15 protein-coding genes are annotated in these 18322 nt (G+C 41.7%); 5 read left to right on the forward strand and 10 right to left on the reverse strand.

The features are described 5' to 3' along the window. Positions 1 to 40 precede the first annotated feature (40 nt). Positions 41 to 1627, reverse strand: a complete 1587-nt coding sequence (locus MKZ10_RS05810) for a SulP family inorganic anion transporter (RefSeq protein ID WP_342508725.1) — start codon at positions 1625 to 1627, stop codon at positions 41 to 43. Between the two features lie 300 nt (positions 1628 to 1927). On the opposite strand from MKZ10_RS05810, the gene MKZ10_RS05815 reads away from it, so the two are divergent. Together MKZ10_RS05815 and MKZ10_RS05820 are read left to right on the forward strand one after the other, a co-directional pair. Continuing rightward, complete coding sequence (locus MKZ10_RS05815; RefSeq protein WP_342508727.1) at positions 1928 to 2887, forward strand: BMP family ABC transporter substrate-binding protein; 960 nt, start codon at positions 1928 to 1930, stop codon at positions 2885 to 2887. A gap of 10 nt (positions 2888 to 2897) precedes the next feature. Beyond that, the gene (locus MKZ10_RS05820) at positions 2898 to 4553 is read left to right on the forward strand and encodes a methyl-accepting chemotaxis protein (protein WP_342508729.1); all 1656 of its coding nucleotides are present in this window, start codon (positions 2898 to 2900) and stop codon (positions 4551 to 4553) included. A gap of 44 nt (positions 4554 to 4597) precedes the next feature. Here the strand turns inward: MKZ10_RS05820 and MKZ10_RS05825 are convergent, their stop codons facing one another. From MKZ10_RS05825 to MKZ10_RS05845, 5 genes are all read right to left on the reverse strand, one after another. Next, on the reverse strand, positions 4598 to 6262 hold the full coding sequence (locus tag MKZ10_RS05825) for an energy-coupling factor transporter ATPase (RefSeq protein ID WP_342508731.1): 1665 nt from the start codon (positions 6260 to 6262) through the stop codon (positions 4598 to 4600). Beyond that, on the reverse strand, positions 6259 to 7017 hold the full coding sequence (locus MKZ10_RS05830; protein WP_342510040.1) for an energy-coupling factor transporter transmembrane component T: 759 nt from the start codon (positions 7015 to 7017) through the stop codon (positions 6259 to 6261). The genes MKZ10_RS05825 and MKZ10_RS05830 overlap by 4 nt, the downstream gene beginning before the upstream one ends. Positions 7018 to 7038: 21 nt before the next feature. After that, complete coding sequence (locus MKZ10_RS05835) at positions 7039 to 7641, reverse strand: ECF transporter S component (RefSeq protein ID WP_342508733.1); 603 nt, start codon at positions 7639 to 7641, stop codon at positions 7039 to 7041. A 168-nt stretch (positions 7642 to 7809) separates the two neighbouring features. Continuing rightward, positions 7810 to 8553, reverse strand: coding sequence for an NlpC/P60 family protein (locus MKZ10_RS05840; protein WP_342508735.1), 744 nt, complete (start codon positions 8551 to 8553; stop codon positions 7810 to 7812). 389 nt (positions 8554 to 8942) lie between these two features. Next, entirely contained in the window at positions 8943 to 11045 is a 2103-nt protein-coding gene (locus MKZ10_RS05845; RefSeq protein ID WP_342508737.1) for a methyl-accepting chemotaxis protein, read from the reverse strand. A 248-nt stretch (positions 11046 to 11293) separates the two neighbouring features. Here MKZ10_RS05845 and MKZ10_RS05850 point away from each other — a divergent pair, with 248 nt between their 5' ends. Beyond that, positions 11294 to 12982, forward strand: a complete 1689-nt coding sequence (locus MKZ10_RS05850; protein WP_342508739.1) for a methyl-accepting chemotaxis protein — start codon at positions 11294 to 11296, stop codon at positions 12980 to 12982. Between the two features lie 180 nt (positions 12983 to 13162). Beyond that, positions 13163 to 14461 carry an NAD(P)-dependent oxidoreductase gene (locus MKZ10_RS05855; protein WP_342510042.1) on the forward strand — a complete coding sequence of 433 codons (1299 nt, stop codon included), beginning with the start codon at positions 13163 to 13165 and terminating at the stop codon, positions 14459 to 14461. Positions 14462 to 14523: 62 nt separating this feature from the next. Here the strand turns inward: MKZ10_RS05855 and MKZ10_RS05860 are convergent, their stop codons facing one another. The 4 genes from MKZ10_RS05860 to MKZ10_RS05875 form a co-directional block, all read right to left on the reverse strand. Beyond that, positions 14524 to 16179, reverse strand: coding sequence for a b(o/a)3-type cytochrome-c oxidase subunit 1 (locus MKZ10_RS05860; RefSeq protein ID WP_342508741.1), 1656 nt, complete (start codon positions 16177 to 16179; stop codon positions 14524 to 14526). Next, positions 16179 to 16682 carry a cytochrome B5 gene (locus MKZ10_RS05865; protein ID WP_342508743.1) on the reverse strand — a complete coding sequence of 168 codons (504 nt, stop codon included), beginning with the start codon at positions 16680 to 16682 and terminating at the stop codon, positions 16179 to 16181. The genes MKZ10_RS05860 and MKZ10_RS05865 overlap by 1 nt, the downstream gene beginning before the upstream one ends. Before the next feature lie 24 nt (positions 16683 to 16706). Continuing rightward, the gene (locus MKZ10_RS05870) at positions 16707 to 16859 is read right to left on the reverse strand and encodes a cytochrome c oxidase subunit 2A (RefSeq protein ID WP_342508745.1); all 153 of its coding nucleotides are present in this window, start codon (positions 16857 to 16859) and stop codon (positions 16707 to 16709) included. Positions 16860 to 17081: 222 nt separating this feature from the next. Further along, positions 17082 to 17330 carry a hypothetical protein gene (locus MKZ10_RS05875; protein WP_342508747.1) on the reverse strand — a complete coding sequence of 83 codons (249 nt, stop codon included), beginning with the start codon at positions 17328 to 17330 and terminating at the stop codon, positions 17082 to 17084. Positions 17331 to 17540: 210 nt separating this feature from the next. On the opposite strand from MKZ10_RS05875, the gene MKZ10_RS05880 reads away from it, so the two are divergent. Then, positions 17541 to 18029, forward strand: a complete 489-nt coding sequence (locus MKZ10_RS05880; protein WP_342508749.1) for a C40 family peptidase — start codon at positions 17541 to 17543, stop codon at positions 18027 to 18029. The last annotated feature ends 293 nt before the right edge of the window (positions 18030 to 18322 follow it).

Raw genomic sequence — 18322 nt, forward strand, 5'->3', positions numbered from 1 at the left:
CGAAAACCTTGTTAAGTTACCCAATTGGGCACAGCATTACCTACATAAAAAAGTTATCTACGCCAATTCGATCTTCCAAGCCACTTTTCTTAAATAACAAAATTTTATCTTTTGGTAAACGCTTGATAATGATTTGAATTCCCCTTTTATCCGCGTCATCAAGCAAAGCAAAAAGTGTTGCCTCCCCTGTTGCATCAACAACAGAAAGGTGTTCCATATCGAGAATGATTTTTGTCGCACCAGATTCAAGCAGCTGTGGATATTTATTTTCAAATATTTTGGCGGTCCCAAAGAAAATAGGACCATCTACAGTATACTTCGTTAATGAAGTAGGGCCATCCATACCGAATTTAACAATCTCTACATCAGATAGCTTTGCCTCCTCAATATGGAGTTTTCCACTCATTTTCTTCAGGAACGAGAGGGCTGCTAGTAAAATCCCAACTTGAACGGCGACGGTTAAATTGATAAAAATCGTCAATAGAAATGTTGTTAATAAAACAATAGAATCTCCTGAACGAATCGATAGAATATGAATGAACGCTTTTCGAGCACTCATATTCCACGCGACATACATCAAAATCGGTGCCATCGCCGCTAGCGGAATATGCGACGCATAGGGGGCGAATAACAGTAAAAAAGCCAAAACAAATAGACTTTGCACAACTCCAGATATTGGACTGACAGCACCGGAACGAATATTTGTCGCAGTTCTTGCGATTGCCCCAGTTGCAGGAATACCCCCGAATAATGGTGTAATAATGTTGGCAATTCCCTGTCCGAACAGCTCCCTCTTTGAATCATGCTTCTCCCCGCTTTTCATACTATCTGCAACAACCGCTGATAGCAGTGATTCAATGGCACCGAGTGCGGCAATAATGAGCGCGGGCTGCCATAGAGATACCAATTTAGATAAGGTGATGTGTGGAAAATGGAAGCTTGGTAGGGTCTTTGGAATCCCGCCGAATGCCGTTCCAATGGTTTCTAATTTCCCGGGGAATAGGAAAAATGAAATGATTGTTGGAACGAGTAATGCAACGAGTAGTAAAGGAATATGTGGAGCAATCCTTGGTAATAAAAAGATGACGGCTAATCCGATAACTGCGACTAGAATACTGTAGGGATTTACCGTATGGAATTGCTTGAAGAGATCAACCATATTTTCATGAAAAAATTCTTTTTTCTCTAGATCGGTGATGCCGAAGAAGTTGCCAAACTGACCTGTAAAAATGATAACAGCGATTCCAGTTGTGAAGCCGATTGTAACCGAGCGTGGAACAAAGTGGATCAGACTACTAATGCCGAGAAAACTCATAATGACGAGGAAAACACCGGCCAAAAATCCGGCAATTAGCAAATCCTCATAACCGTATTGCAGAACGATTGCTAGTAGAATCGGGATGAAAGCGCCTGTAGGTCCGGCAATCTGAAAACGAGATCCTCCTAATAATGCAACGAGAAGGCCGGCGATGATTGTCGTGTAAAGACCATACTCAGGCTTGACCCCCGAGGCAATTGCAAAAGCCATCCCGAGCGGAATGGCTACAATACCAACTGTAATTCCCGCAATCAAATCCTTGCGAAATCCGGTTGCGTCATAATGAAGATAACGATTATCCTTGAACATTCAATTCACTCCGTCTACTTTGACTTGTCTGAGACATTCTTTATTAAGTATAGCCAACAAACGTTGGAGTGACAAGGTTTTAAGATTAGGAGGGCGAAAAATAGGTTAATAGAGTCAACATACAGATTGACAAAATGTGCTTTTTGGCTCTCCTAGTCAGAATTATTGGAGTTAAAGAACATTGGATGGTTATCTGGAAATCTATTCAACTTTCAAACATTCATCCGAAGAAGAGGGTAGAAACAAATAGTTATATTGAAATGATTACTGTATATAGCTTAGAGAAAGTGAGTGTATCATATGAAAAATAAAATAATAGTTGTTTTATTTATAACACTGTTACTTGGGGCCTGTGGTCTAGAAGAAAGAAATCCGCTTGAAGGGAAAGTGAAGGTTGGCGTTATGCTTTCTGAAAACGGCCTTGGAGATCAATCATTTTCGGATTTGGCTTTTGCGGGTTTGATGAAGGCGCGAGATGAAGATGGTATTGTTGTCGAATACTTAGAGCTTGCAGATACAGGCACGTATGAAAGTGGATTTGAACAACTAGCTAACAACGGAAATGATTTAGTGTTCGCGCTTGGATTTACCGGCCAAGAAGCACTTGAAAAAGTAGCACAAGCCTATCCGCAACAATCCTTCGTTTTGGTTGACGCGGTATCGGAAATGAACAATATTACTTCAATTACCTTCAAGGAAAACGAGGGAAGTGTTCTAGCGGGTATAGTTGCGGCGACGGTGTCGGAAACGCAGACAATCGGTTTTATTGGTGGCGTAGAAGCCCCACTCATTCAACGTTTTGAGCAAGGCTTCGTGCAAGGCGCAAAATCAGTGAATCCAACGATTGAAATTATGACTGAATACGCCGGAAGCTTCGATAATGATGCACTTGGAGCAGAAATTGCAGCAAATATGATTGATAGTCAGGCGGACGTTCTGTATGCTGCGGCTGGATTTACAGGAGTTGGCATGCTGCAAGAAGCTGAAAAACAGGGTGTCTACGCAATTGGGGTAGATAGTGATCAATACTTTTACGCAGAAAAAGCTGTCATTACATCGATGATGAAGAAGATCGATCTTGCCTTATTTGATATTATCCATGCCTATAAAGAAACTGGGGAAATCCCATCAGGTCATGTTGAGCTTGGGCTTGCGGAAAATGCGGTTGGACTCGCTCCATTCCGTGTTCTCGATTTAACGCAGGAGGACCAAAATAGACTGGACGGATACTTAGAAAAAGCTACTTCGGAAATGAAATAGGGAGGGGAATATGAACATGACCATTAAGAAAAAGATATTACTCAATTCACTCTCCGTGCTCGGTCTTTCTATAGTAATGATAGCGGTAATTATATTTAGAATGATGGCGATTCAAAATACAAGCAGTGATTATGTAAATGTCCTATTAGCAGTCCATGATGTGAATGCTGAAACGAAAGCAACAATGAATAGCTTGAATACGCTCGCTTATAATATGACTGACGGTAATAAGGAAAATGTGCGTAATCAGCTTGATTCGACAACATTAGCATTTGAAGCCGCTGGGAGCCTGGTAAAAGAGAAAGAAGCACGTGCTATTTTAGTAGAAGCACAGGAGAAATTTGTTGTATTGAAAGAAGCAGCACTAGCGGCAGTTGAAGAGAACAATTCTGCAGAAATCAATCGACAATCCCTCCGGAATGTAGGGATCGTTAACGATATTTATATGGTAGATCTTTATACATCTGCACACTACGATTATTTACAAGAATTGCTCGCAAAACAAATTAAGGACGTCATTACATTTGCTGTACTTGGTACTATATTTGTCATAGTAGGAACGATTGTGATTGTTCTTCGATTGGCGAATGCTGTAACAAATCCACTGAAGAAGCTAGCAGCGAATGCAGAGGAAATTGCAGCGGGAAACCTAGTTGTAGAGGAAATCCACTACGATAAAAAAGATGAATTGGGACAGTTGAATCATTCATTTACAACGATGACTGACCAGCTTCGCACTCTCCTCCAATCAATTGATGCTGCGAGTCGAAATGTGGATAACTATGCAAAAGAATTGGAAGATGAAAATAGTTATCTTGCTGAAGCAAGTAATCAAGTGACGCTTTCAACGGAAGAGCTCGCGAAGGGAACACAAAGTATTTCTGAGGATCTACAAAGTTCGGTAGAGCTCATTGAGCAGATGAATCATGAATTTGGAACAAACGTTGATCGTGCTAGAAATTCTGCAAAACAAGCAGCAATGGCCAATCAGGCAATTGTAGAAGGCCGTGGAGCAATTGATGAGCAGCGTGTGCTAATCGACAACAATAACGAAGCGTCGAAATCAATCGAAAAAGCAACTGAACAATTTACACAATATGCCGGGAGCATCGAAGAGATGGCGAAAACCGTTTCTGATATTGCGGCGCAGACAAACTTACTCGCTTTAAATGCTGCAATTGAAGCAGCCCGGGCTGGAGAAGCAGGGAAAGGATTTGCTGTCGTTGCTGATGAAGTGAGAAAACTGGCAGATGCTTCTACTGCGGCGACCGTACAGATTTTTGATATGGTCAATCTTATCAAAGGTGGGCTAAGCTCGATTGCGGAATCAGTAGGAAAAGGTGTGGAAATTGCGACAGCCCAAGATGATAACGTGACACGTACGCTCAATGCCTTCACAAATATTGAAGATAAAATGGATAGCATTACGGGGGCATTGGAAGATCTTGTAGCAGGTGTGGACACGTCGCAGAAATTTAATAATACAGTTCTAGAAAATACAGAAAACATCAGTGCCGTTGTCGAACAGACGGCTGCCGGTAGTGAAGAGATTTCTGCATCTGCGGAAGAACAACTTAACTCCATCGGAAAAGTTGTGGATAAGGTGACTGCCTTACGTGAATTAACGGAGGACCTAAATACAATGATTTCAAGATTCAAATTATAAGTAAACGACCGCCTCGCTTTTTTGCAAGGTGGTCGTTTGTTTTATCATTGTACAAATTCATCAATCGACAATAAAACCCCGTCGTAGCCCATTTTACAAGTAAGCTGCGTAAGATGGGGCTGCTCCACCCGTGCCGTTTCGAGAATGGCTTGCTCTGCGAACGCTTGGCGTGTTGGCCCATCGTATAGCAGTTTTCCACTACCAAAGATAACTGTTCGCCCGAATGTTTCAGCTACAAAATCCATGTCATGTAAAATACATAGCACGAGTTTACCCTGTGTATGCAGTCCGTGAATAATTTCTTTTAACTTTGCTTTCCCCTGCGCGTCTTGCCCCATCGTTGGTTCGTCGAAAATCACGATAGCCGTATCCATGGCAAGGATGGATGCAACAGCAATCATTTTCCGTTCAGCGAGACTTAAATCATATGGATTTTCTTCAGCTTTATCCAACAAACCAACCAGCTTCAGCATTTTCTCTGCATTGGTCCGTGCAACTTCTGGTGTTTGTCCGATGTTCAGTGGTCCGAACATCACTTCATCCAACACATTATTTTTGAAAATCTGGTCGTTTGGATTTTGAAAAACGAGCCCAATTGTACCAGCAAGTTTTGCTGCAGTCATGTTTTTTATATTGTTTCCATTGATCATCAGATTGCCGGCATTTGGTTTTAATAACGATTTTAGCAATTTGACGAAAGTTGTTTTCCCCGCGCCATTTTGCCCGATAATCGCGGTAGGTTCACCCTGAAATGTCACGTTAATGCCTTGTAAGATAGGGCTATCCTTTGTGTAATTAAAATGCAAATCAGTGACAAGTATTTCAGGAGAATCACTTTCAATTACTAGCTCACCTTTTAATTGAATGCTGTCGCTATCGATGCCATTGCTAGGCATTTCATCAAGGGAAATGGGGTAGAGTCCAGTCTCTTCATTGCGCAGTTGAAGAGCCCTCGCAACAGTCGTATAGATAGGTGGTTTTACACCGAACGACTGCAAATCATCACGTGAAAAAATTTCTGCTGGTGTGCCGGTATCAATCAATTTTCCGCCATGCATCAAGAAAACTCTGTCGGCATAGGCGGCAAGTTTCTCCATTTTTTGCTCGACCATAATAATCGTCATGCCTTCCTTCGACAGGTTTTCAACCACGCGAAATACTTCCTCTGAACCCTGTGGGTCAAGCTGTGAGGTTGGCTCATCCAGAATTAAAATATCCGGCTTCATGGCAATGACACTGGCAATCGCAACACGTTGCATTTGTCCACCGGAAAGCGAAAATGGATTGTTATCTCGCAATCCTTCGATATCAAGCAGTCGCATACTTTCTTGGATACGTTCATGCATTTCTTCGCGCGGGATACCGAGGTTTTCAAGGCCGAATGCAATTTCATCATACACAGTAAATTTTGCACCGGTCATTTGGGAAAACGGATTTTCAAAAATAAGCCCAACTTTAGCCGTAATATCGCTTATATCATGTGTGAACACTTCCATCTCACCAATGAAAACATCCCCACCATATGCTCCCTTGAAAAAGTGGGGAATAAGCCCGCTTAGTGCATAGCATAGCGTCGTTTTTCCAGCCGTATTCATGCCAGTAATGCCAATGAATTGTCCTTTTTCAATCGTGAAAGACACATCGTCCAGTGCGAAGGTGTCGGTGTTCGGATATTTATATGTAAGATTTTCTACACGAATACGCGTCATAAGATTATCCTCCAAACGATGACAGCAAGCAGTATGCAGACAAGCAATATTTTTAGCTGAAAGCCGTATTTATAATACGAGGTTTCATTCAAAAAAGTTTTCTTCCCTTTGGCGTTAAATCCGCGTATTTCAAGTGCAATCGACCGTTCACGCGTGTCGTTCAATGAATTAAGAACGACGGGACCGAGAAGAGGGATGAATGATTTTATCCGCGTTACTAATTTACCTTCCGTTTCCATTCCACGAGCGCGCTGTGCATCGGTGATTTTGCCTGTCATCGCCATCATTTGCGGGATAATCTGCAAGACAGATAGCAACACATAGCCAATTTTGGGCGACATGCCTTTATGAATAAGCGATTCAACAAGATTATCCGGTTTAGTTGTTAGGATGAGAACACCAAATGCACAAACCATATTGATAATCCGGAGGGTCAGCAACAGTGCGAAAGCGAAACCTTCTTTATAAATAGGTAAAGGACCGATTTCAAACAAAACGGTTGCGCGGTCGGGGTGGAAGAAGCCTTGCACGATAATAATTGAAACGATTAACAGCATACTAAGTGCAACAACCGGCAAAATGTACTGAAGTACTTTGCCGGCAAGTAGTAGAAGGAGCGTAAACGTCAAGACACCGATGACGAATAGATGATTCGGAACAATGTACGTCAATGCGATGGAGATAAAGACAAATAATAGCTTGGAAAGCGGATCGACATCATGAATGACCGAATCCTTTTGAACATACAGTGTCATGTTTTTCACGGAAGTCTCTCCTTACAGTCGTTCGATTTTTGAACGATTATCATACATATGCGCTACATTTTTAGGTAGTCCTTTGAAAATTAAGAAACTGATTAGGACAGTAGCCATTTTGTCTGGTACATCGACAACAATGCTGTCTGCGAATGAAGCAAACCATAGTGGCATGTTATTTGACATCATTGTTGCAAAGAGTGCGTCACCCCATACATTCCCTGTTTGTCCTCCCCAAAACATGATGTTGAGTGGCGTGGAAACAGTGGCAGCAATAATACCAACAACAAGTCCCAAGACAAGCGCTTTTCCAACATTCGCTATCCAGCCTTTATAAGCCATAACTCCGACGACAAGTCCAATAACTGCCGACGTAATGGCATAGACGAATGAAATCGGATCAGCCGTAAATCCATAAATAATATTGTTTACAGCACCAGCAATCCCACCGATTATCGGACCTGCAAGCATACTTGCCAACACCGTTCCAATAGAATCCAACCAAAGTGGTAGCTTGAGTAGACCTGCAAATAATTTCCCTAAATAGTTGATGCCGATTGCGGCAGGAATAAGGACAAGCGCAGCCGTTGAGAAGTTCAATGACCACATACTGTTTTTCTTCATCAGATAAATTCCTCTTTTCATTGTAGTTTGACAACCTCACTCCGAGTGTCTTGACAGATGTCTATATGATTATAACTTACAATTGTTATTTGGAATAGTAGCATTTATGAAAAAGGATAGGATAGGGGATAAAAAAAGCTTTCCCTACTGGTGGGAAAGCCGAAGTTGTTAATAAAGAAGGTCAAAGCGTTTATAGCCAATGAATTTATCTTTCCAATAAGCTAATTCCAATGAGGAAATTTCAACTTTCGTTGTCCCTGCATGGATGAACTCGCCATTTCCGAGATAGATTCCAGCGTGAGAAATTCCACTTCGGTATGTATTTTCGAAAAAGACTAAATCTCCTATTTTAGGCTCATCCACGTAAGTAGAGTTTACATACATATTTATGGTATCGAATCGAGGTAGATCAAGTCCAGCTGCTTGATAGACGTAGTGGATGAATCCGCTACAGTCAAATCCTTCCGTTGTTATGCCAGCCCAAGCATAGGGAGTATCCAAAAGGGGAAGTGATGTATCAACTATGGCAGATAAGACTTTTTCAGCAGTAGGAGATAATTTTTCTATATTGATATTTGTAGTAATGGTGTTCGCATTCTTCCACGAATTTGTGGAAGAGGTCAACACGCTACTTTTTTGGGGTGACGTAGTTGCCGGACCATTTGTATTAGCGGGTGAAGGACTCGTTATTTTTCCTGAGATGTTCAATACCTGGTCAATTGTAATCGCATCGGACGTAAGTTTATTTAAGCTTTTCAACTCGTCTACGGACAATTTGTGTTGTGAAGCAATTTTCCATAGGGTATCGCCAGCCTTGACGGTATATGATTCAGTCGCTGCGTCTGCACTTCCTGTTGCGATGAATGTTGCAAGTGCCGCAGTTGCTAACATCGAAAAAACTTTCTTTTTCATGTATATTCTCCTTCCTACGACAAATAGTTCTATAACTCTATTCTATCGGCTTTGAAGTCATAGGACAATACTCAGAATAAATTATATTTATGTTACAAAGATGAATAAGTATTTGGATTTTATCTAATAAGGGCAAACCGATTGGGTTTTCGTCGACTATTGAACTTGGAAAAATTCCCCTAAAAGTACAAATTCATCTCTTAAATATCAATATGTCTGATTTACCAGAGAAATTTGACCCGAACATACCAAAGGGGAGAGATGCGGATGGTAATGAAAGAGCCGTCGATTACTCGCAGCATGGAATGGACGACAGTGAGTTTGATAGCATTACAGTCAACTCTATAAAAAAACAACGCCGTCTGGATAATCCCAAACGGCGTTGCACATCATGACAATTTAAAGCGATTTACAACTTCTTGCAGTTCTTGCGCAATGGTGTGCATATGTGCAGTAGCCTCTGCGACTCTTTCAAGCTCAGTTTGCTGTGTAGCTGAAGAAGCGCTTACTTCTTCGGCGGAAGCGGCGGTTTCTTCTGAAATTGCGGCAACGCTTTGAACGGCTATTAATGCCTGATCTTTATGGTCCATCATATCAGCAAGTTTTGTCGCTAACTCATCGATCGTTCCGCCCATTTGCTGCGCAAGTTCCGCATTGCGGATAAAGGAAGATTCTGTGCTCGTTACGGATTGATTTTGATCTTCCATCAATTGCATATTAGCTGTAATGACAGCAACGGTTTGTTGAGATTCGACTAATATTTCTTGAACTGTTTGCTGAATGACATCGGTTTCTGAGCTTGATTGCTCGGCTAGCTTCCGTACCTCTTCTGCGACAACAGCAAAGCCTTTGCCATGTTCACCTGCACGTGCGGCTTCAATACTGGCATTGAGCGCCAATAAATTTGTTTGTGCCGTTATGCCGTGAATGGACGTGATAACTTGGTTAATATCCGCTATTTTAGCTGTCAGCGTCTCAATTTGCTGTTGTACTTTCTCATTCATTTCATTGGCAGCGACATTATGTTCACGTAGCTTTCGAACTTCTGTCATCCCAATTTCAGTCGATGAGCTTGTTTGTTTAGACAAGTCATTCATGTTGTTAGACAGATCGTTGAGAGAATCCATTTGGTCCGACAGGTCGAAAATACGGTGGCTCGTTTCTTCCGTGTCCTCTGATTGCTTGGATGCACCGTGTGCAATTTCGTCCGTAGCCAATGATACTTCCTGGCTCGATGCAACAACTTTTTCAAAAACCTGACTGACTTGACTCGATGACTCATTCAATTGGGTAGAAGAGTCTAAAACGGTGTGAATGGCGTCATTAGTTCTTTGAAGCATATTGTTATAGGCAAGTGCAACCTCACCAATTTCATCGGATTGAATATATTTTTCGTCAACATTTTTCGTTAAATCGCCAGCTGCAGCCGTCTCGATTGAATCACGCAAATAAGCAAGCGGCTTCAATTGTTTGAAGATGAACCAGAAAGTAGCAGCTGACATGAGAATGACCATGATGATAGCTGAAATAATAGTCAAAAATAAAATAGTATTATATGTTTCTAAGATTTTAGATTTTGGGACAACGGTTTGCACCGACCATGTATCGGAAATCTGGTCGACTATTACAGGTGCAAAAGCATTAAAGGAGTTTTCATTTAACTGATTGGAATCGATGTAAAATGTTGAAATTTCTCCCTGGCGCAGTGTGTTTGTAATGGTATCCCAATCAAAGGAATCTTGCATATTCGTTCCATTCAATTCCTCGTTTAAGCTATTGGCTGTTAAAAAACCAGCGTCTGTAATAATACTGGCATATCCGCCTTCTGGTTTTATCGTGTCGACTAACTCATTTAAAAAATCAATGGAAATATCTGTTGTTAAAACACCAAAAAAAGTGCCTGTCTTTGTTAGCAATGGTACGGAAATCGTTGTCATAGGAACGATTTCACCGCCAGCACTATAGTCATAAGGCTCTGTTAAAATTGCCCGTTTTTCATTTTTAGGGACTAAATACCAATCCCCCTCGCCTTCAATTTCATAGCCACTAAGCGCTTCGACATGAACTTTGTCACCATCCTTGTAAAGATAAGGAATAAAACGTTTAGACGGATCAACTAACCCACTAGAAACAGATGAGTCGATTGGAATTGACCCACTTTCAAAAATAGCGGCCATCCCAGTTGCATCCGAATTATTCGTCAAGTTATTTTCAATAACGCTAATAATTTCATCGGCAGTCAAATTCCCTTGTGCCTGTAACGTTTCAAAAATATGTTTTGTTGTATGAAGCATTTCATTGGTTTTTTTAAAGCGATCACTCATTGTGGAAGCGTATAACTCTGTATTACTAATTGCTGCTTCCTCCGCGTCTTGAATACTTTGATTATGTAAAATGATACTTGTAACAATTGAATAAGCCGCAAATAAAATCAAAAATAGCCCTATAATCAATACAGATAGTTTCCGTGCTATTCGATTTGTTTTTTTCATTTACCAACTCCACCTTTCTCAGATTTTCTTTTAGTATACATCATTTGGCAGGGTTCAACAATGGAGGGATGTGGGGTCGAAAGACATAATTCTTACTACCAGCAGAGTGTATTTTGGAGGAAAATGGATAATTATAAGATAATTCATATAAATTTCATATTTCGACATTTTTCGCATTCATTTTCGGTGTTAATAACCGATAGGAAGGGTATAGCTTATAAAAAAATTGATGAATTGGGGGATAAAAAATGAAGACATTACGCGGAACTATATTAGTAGGTTTTGTGGTAGTGCTTTTATTAGCAGCCGTGTTGGCCGTAAGTGGAATAAGAGGAATTAACAATCTTATTGAAACGACAGAAAACACAACGGAAGAGCAATTACCGATACTTATCACCGATTCACGACTTGCATTTAATATTGCAGATCGTGTGGCGAAGGCTCGTGGTTATATTCTGTACGGGGATATGCAATATTTGGAGGAATTCAATTTATTGACAGAGGAAAGTGTTGGTCTTCAAGAAGAGCTAGGGCGCACAACTACCTCCGAGGAAGTAAAGGGCCTGATTGCTACAAGCATCGAATGGCGTGAAATAATGACGGATCAAGTATTTCCAGCGATAATGGCAGGGAGACAGTCGGAAGCACTTCGCATTGATAGTGAGGTTGCCCAGCCGCTTGCCCGTGAATTAATGGCGGGATTTGACAGTCTTGCAACCCATCGGCAAGAGACAATTCTTGCCGATGGGAAAGAGTATGTAAAAGCTGGTTATGCATCGCAGACCATGAATTACATAATCGCTATCTTAGTTATCTTAGCTGGTCTTGTAATCGCCTCCTTCATGTCACGGAGTATTTCTAGACCCATCGTAATGGTTTCAGGAAGAATGGAACGAATGGCTGAAGGGATATTCAATGATGAGCCTCTTGAAACTAAACGAAAAGATGAGGTTGGCCAGCAAATTCACTCCATAAATAAAATGAGAGAATCCATTCAAGCAATTTTAGTGGATACATTGGCGATTTCTCGTCAAGTGAATGGTAGGAGTTCAGAGTTGACTGAAACGTCCGTTGTTGTGAGCGACTCGACCAATCAAATAGCGGCAACGATGGAACAGCTTGCCGCCGGATCAGAGGCACAGGCGAATACAGCTTCTAATATGGCTGAAATGGTAGGAACTGTTTTTGAAGACATTCAACATGCGAATGAAGCTGGAACGCAGGTTGTAGCATCGTCACGCGCAATCTTAGAACGGACAGTAAGTGGTAATGACATGATGGAAAGTTCCGTTCAACAAATGAATACCATTTATGGCGTAGTGAATGACTCTGTCGAAACGATTAAGCAATTGGATACTCAGACAAAAGAGATTTCTACGCTCGTTACAGTCATCAGTGAAATTGCAGGTCAAACGAACTTACTTGCACTTAACGCTGCTATCGAGGCGGCACGTGCAGGCGAGCACGGCAAAGGATTTGCTGTTGTGGCGGATGAAGTGAAAAAGCTTGCGGAACAGGTTGCTGATTCTGTCAATGAGATTACGACCATCGTCAACACGGTTCAAGAAGGATCGTCTAGTGCTGTCAAAGCACTTGAAAGTGGCTATACGAGTGTGGCAGATGGTAAACAAAAGGTACTAGATACCGGTGTTGTATTCGAGGAAATTTCAGAGCTTGCGACAACGATGAATGAACAGACGAGTGTCATGTCAAATGATCTTCGTCATCTCGAAGAGATCGGTGGTAAATTGACAGAAGGCGTGACGGAAGTCGCCTCTATCGCAGAGGAATCTGCCGCAGGCGTTCAGCAAACAACGGCTTCGGCGGAACACTCATCGCACCAAGTAGAAGCAATGAGGGCAGGCGTGACAGAACTCTCCACTCTCGCTGATCAGCTAGAAGCATCCGTTAAACGATTTGCTATCGAAGAACAATAATTTGAAGTACTATTTTTGTTTGATTGAAGTGGAAAATAGGACCGTAATCTGCCAAGTGGTACAGTAGATTACGGTTTTTCTTTGCGGATAGATGTGATAAGTTGTTCCGATATTATAAGAGATGTAAAATAGGTAGCAGCAACATAACAGGAGGTTTTTATAGTGGAACAAGTTCAATTTATGCGCAATCTTATTATCGAAACGCCTTCAATGCCAGGTAATTTTGCCAAAGTAGCTATGGCTATCGGGCAATTAGAAGGAGATATAGGTGATATTCAAACGATTAAGGTCGGAACATTATCGACAATCCGTGATATTGCCATCCAGTGTTTGAATGAAGAGCATTTGTTGAAAATTGTAGAAGCAATCAATCGGATTGGGGAGGGAATTAGCGTCCAGGCTGTAACGGATGATGTTCTGCAAGCCCATGAAGGTGGAAAAATTCATATGAAAGGACGATTTGAAATCCGTTCATTAGGAGATTTACGCCGCGTCTATACACCAGGCGTTGCCAACGTTTGCGAAGTCATTAAAAATGATCCTGAACAGGCAAAATATTTCACGGGGATTTCGAATACCGTAGCCATTGTGACGGATGGGACTGCGATTCTAGGTCTTGGCAATATCGGCCCTGTCGCAGGAATGCCTGTTATGGAAGGAAAGGCTGTGCTATTCGACCAGTTTGCTGGGATAAGTGGAATTCCGATTTTGTTAGATACGAGTGACCCCGATCAAGTTGTTGAGACCGTGAAGCATATTTCTAAAAGCTTTGGTGGTATTTTACTTGAAGATATCGGATCACCGCATTGCTTTGAAATCGAAGAGCGCTTGAAGGCGGAGCTGTCGATTCCGGTCATGCATGACGACCAGCATGGGACTGCTGTCGTAACACTCGCTTCCGTTCTATCCGCTTGTAGGCAATCGGGTGTCGAGCTTGCTGACTCAGTTGTTGGTCAAGTCGGTCTTGGCGCAGCAGGACTTGCTATCAGTCGTGTGCTGATGGCTTATGGCGTAAAAGAAATGCGTGGTGTTGATCGCAATGGGGAAGCATGTGAACGGCTTGTTCGATACGGTGGAACGGTCATAGATTCGTTGGAGGAACTAATGGAGACATGTGATATTATTGTTGCAACGACAGGTGTTGCAGGACTTATTAAACCAGAAATGGTACGCAAAGGACAAATCATTTTGGCTTTATCTAATCCAAGTGCTGAAATTGCACCGGAAGAGGCGCTAAAAGCAGGCGCAGCCTTTGCAGCAGACGGTCGTCTCGTCAATAATATTTTAGGGTTCCCAGGTATTTTCCGTGGTGTACTCAATGCCTATGCGAAAGAAATTACCTACCCGATGCTCATTGCAGCGGCGCTAGCTATCGTCGACAGTACAAAACCTGGCGATCTCGTGCCACACCCCCTTGACCCAAACGTCCACCAAAACGTAGCAGCAGCAGTAGAACGCATAGCGAATGACGGTAAATAATAAATAAGTAAAACGAAAAAGCCATACGACTGGGGTTCCCAGCTGTATGGCTTCTTTTCTTATTATCTACCAATCGGCCAATCAAATGGAATTGAGCCTGGAGGTGAGTGTTTCAAAATATCAATGATTGGAATTGTATAGGCAAACAGAATGAGCGCAATCGTAATCCCGATCCATAAATACCAGTTCTCAAGAAACTTAGGTGTAGGCTGTGCATTTGTAGCTTCCTCTGCAATTGGGAATTCCTCCACACCACGTGGTGCAAAGAACGTCAATTGGATGAAAATATACACCATTAAAATAATCCCGATGAACAGGATTGTTCCACCGACTGCTTGTGCAACCTGGTAACTAATCCAAGTCGCAACTTGGTCGCCGCCAGCATACTCAGAGAAGTTCGAGCGACGCGGTCCGCCTAGCAACCCTTGAATATGCATGGAGCCAGACATAATTGTCATACCAATCGTCCAAATATACGTCTGAATAATTCCGAGCTTATTCAACTTCGGTGTCAATCTTCTACCTGTCAAATGAGGCACAAGCCAATACGTAATTCCGAAGAATGTTAAAATAACGGTTGTTGCAGCTGTTAAATGGAAATGCCCAGTAATGTAAATCGTATTATGAACAAGTGCATTCATTTGATAAGAGGCGTTAATAATACCACCCGCACCCCCGGGGATGAATGCTAACATACCGATAAACGGAGCAAGGAAACGAACATCTTTCCACGGTAACTTCTTAAACCAGCCAAATAGACTCTTATAGCCTTTTCTACGACCAGCTTCTTCAAATGTTGCAAAAATCGAGAATGCAGTCATCAGTGATGGAATAATAACCATGAACGTCAAGACGACTTGAATGAATTTCCATGTAGGATCAATACCGGGCTCAGTTAATTGGTGATGGAAACCTACTGGAATGGAGAACATCAGTAATAGAATGAAAGCTAGTCGGGCAAGTGAATCACTGAATAACTTTCCACCGATAATTTTCGGGATGATTGCATACCAAGCCATATAAGCAGGAAGCAACCAGAAATAAACAAGCGGGTGACCGAAATACCAGAACAACGTACGACTTAATAGCACGTTAATCGTTTCAGCATACCCAAGTGACCAAGGGATGAACTGAATAATAACGGCAGAAGCTACCCCAAGTGAGGCGATGAACCACATAAGCATATTAATGATAACCATAAAGGCTAGTAATGGTGATTTTTCACCCTTGTGTGCCTTTTTCCATACATAGAGCTGACGAAAGTTAACGAATGCGGCAATCCAGCTACCGACGATTACAAATGTCAGGCCAAAATAGAATGCAGGATGTGCACGCAGTGGTGCGTAAAACGTATAGAGAACAGATGCCTCACCTACGAGAATTGTAATCGCAGTCATAGTCGTACCGATTACCATTACCCAGAAAGCTAACCAGGCAACTTTCCTCTGTTTATCAGAAATCCCAACTGTTTTCCCCATCAGTGAGAATTGGAATCCGATAATGAAGAACGTCGTCAAAACAAGACCGAGAATGACACCATGTACCGTTAAAATCGTATAGTAATCAATGTTAAATGGTAATGTATATTTACCGGAACGGACAAGCGTCTGTAAAAGACCCATTAGACCACCAATCAATAATGATATGTACGTAACGTACATAAATGACATGTATAACTTAGAATCTTTTTTTGATATTGAGAGCTCATTCGTAGCCATTATTCATACACCTCCACTGTTCCGTACATAATGTGGTGACCGATACCGCAGTATTCGTTACAGACGATTGTAAACTCACCAGCGTTTTTCAGAACTGCCTCATAACGACTGATGTGACCGGGTTCGACCATCATGTTGACGTTTGTTCCAGCAACGTTGAAACCGTGGACAACGTCTGTTGTCGTAATTTGATAAAGAACAGTAGATCCTTTAGGTACGCGAATTGTTTTCACTGGATTCCCGTCAGCATCTTTCCCCAGATCATAGTTGAATGCAGAAGCGACAATATTAACGATATATTTCCCGTCAGCAACCTCACGGAGCCCAAGGTTTTCTGGTTTGAATGAATCATGTGCTTCCACATTTTGTGGATCAATAATTTCAATATGACTTTGCGGATGTGTGCCTTTCCAAAATGCAGCAAACCCTATAATAACTAAAAATAATGCGAGTGACCCTACCCCAAGAGTGAGCCAAATTTTTTCGTACTTGTGCAAATGCATACGTTTACCCTCCTAACATTGTCATTATCTAGATAGAAATAGTGCGTACAGCCCGAACCAAGAGATTAGAATGAAAATACCGACCAACATAACAGAGATAAAAGTACCTTTTAAACTAACTTCGGCATCCATTTCGGTATGATTGGACTGTTGCTGCTTTGGATTTCCTTTCCCCATTGTTACACCTCCCGTTCACGATGAAGTAGTCTGTCATACTTTTATCATAGTCAAATGGTAGAATACAGGAATTGGGGAAATCCCTATCTATATAGGAAAGTGGAAAGAGTTCACATTTTGTTCACCTGCTCTTCATAGTTCGGACATATTGGACATTAAGAAAACCGCATCCCGAAGTGGAATGCGGTTTTTGTATAGAGTAGAAGTGTGGGAAATAGTTGCTTATTGCAAAGTCTCATCCGCCTTTTTACGCATATCACGCATCGGGACAAGTATCTCTGCACGTTGCTTCACTTCCATGAGTGTTATTTGTTTGTCCCTTTGGATAGGTTCGTAATCTCCTGCAGCTGGATCATGGTCGGCGTTCTTGAAAAAACGGTGCTGCGGATGTTTCCATTCATTAAGAGCTACAAAATGACCATCTGTTACTAATCCAGTCAAGCCGTATATTTCATGAAAGACCTCTTTCACTTCACCCGCCTCCATTTTATCATGTCCTTTTCCTTGTATTCCCGTTTTCTATCACTTTAAACCATCCAATAAGACAATTATGTTTCGAAAGAGGAATAAATGACATGATATGTAACGGATTTGTTACACGAATGTAATGTTAGAGGCTCGTCGCACATGTTAAAGTTACTTTAGTTAGTTTACAGATAAATAAATTCATTGGGGGAACGTATGAAAAATATAGTTAAGTTACACAAATCAGCTATAATCATTGTAATGGCACTACTGTTATTTATTGCCCCTTTCACTGGACAAGCGGAAGCATCGGCAGCAACTGATCTTACAAAAACTGCAAAAAGCCTAATTGGTGTTAAGTATAGTTATGGTGGTTCATCTACAAAAGGATTCGACTGCTCAGGATATATTAATTACGTTTTTAAAGCACATGACATTAATGTTTCACGTTCATCTTCTAGTTTGTACGCATCAGGAGAGGCAGTTAATAAGGCAAACTTGGAGACTGGCGACCTCGTATTTTTTAATACAACTGGAAAAGGCGTTTCACATGTGGGTATGTACATAGGTAATGGTGAATTCGCACACGCATCTACTTCAAGAGGTGTTCGCATTGATAAGCTAAACGACCCTTACTACTGGGGTAGCCGTTATATTGGCGCTAAGCGCGTTGCAAATTTTGATGCAGTTGCTTCACTTAACTAATAACATAAACAAGAAGCACCGTATATCCGTTCACTATCGGATATACGGTGCTTTTATCTTTATTCAGCAAATGCTTTTGTACTGAAAGTGAAGCGTCAGCTCCAGAAGACTCCCAACTCTGTAGGTGGCAAGATGAATGCGGTTTTTTTTTCCTGTTCAGCGTGTGTCCAAACGCCGGCTGAACAATAAGAGGAACGCGGGCTAAGGTCGCCACGTCCTGAAAGGAAGTGCCTTAATTTCTGCAAAGAACGCAGAAATATGGCAAATCGAACCCTTTGCTGTTCGATTGGCAA

Origin of the sequence: Sporosarcina sp. FSL K6-2383 (assembly GCF_038618305.1) — a bacterium.
Lineage (GTDB): Bacteria > Bacillota > Bacilli > Bacillales_A > Planococcaceae > Sporosarcina.